We start from the raw sequence: 523 nt of genomic DNA on the forward strand, positions 1-523 counted from the left end.
GGGAATTAGTTTATCCACCAACTCGTAATAGGTTAAAAATCTGGCCCCGGTATTCCATTCGGACACTTCTACCGGCACCCCTTCCCCGTGCAAAGTTTTCACCGGTTCGTCGTAGGCAGTGTGCAACCAGGAGCCTAAATGGAGTTCGTAAACGGAAACGGGTTTGCTCAGGGGATCGCTGGTGCGCCTAGCTTCCAACCAATCTTCGTCGTGCCATTGGTAACCGTCCAAGTCTGCCACAATGGAAGCGGTTTTGGGGCGTACTTCTTGGTAAAAACCGTAGGGGTCAGTCTTTTCGTAGATGTGCCCTTCCCAGTTTTTAATCTCATACTTATAAGAAGTGCCCACCCCCAACTCAGGGATAAATAATTCCCACACCATGTTGTTGCGTTTCCGCATTTGGTGCAATCTGCCGTCCCAGTTGTTGAAATCCCCCAAAATGGAAACGTTGCGGGCATTGGGGGCCCACACAGCAAAATAAACCCCTTTAACTCCATCCACCGTCATCAGGTGAGCACCGAGT

The 523-nt window shown here is 50.3% G+C and carries 1 pseudogene; it reads right to left on the bottom strand.

What is annotated here, in order from left to right:
• Nucleotides 1-510 (bottom strand): annotated as a pseudogene (locus ODQ17_RS19165) (hypothetical protein); the annotation flags it as partial.
• Between the last annotated feature and the right edge of the window lie 13 nt (nt 511-523).

It is taken from the genome of Acinetobacter sp. IRS14, assembly GCF_034650275.1.
GTDB classification, from domain to species: Bacteria; Pseudomonadota; Gammaproteobacteria; order Pseudomonadales; family Moraxellaceae; genus Acinetobacter; species Acinetobacter oleivorans.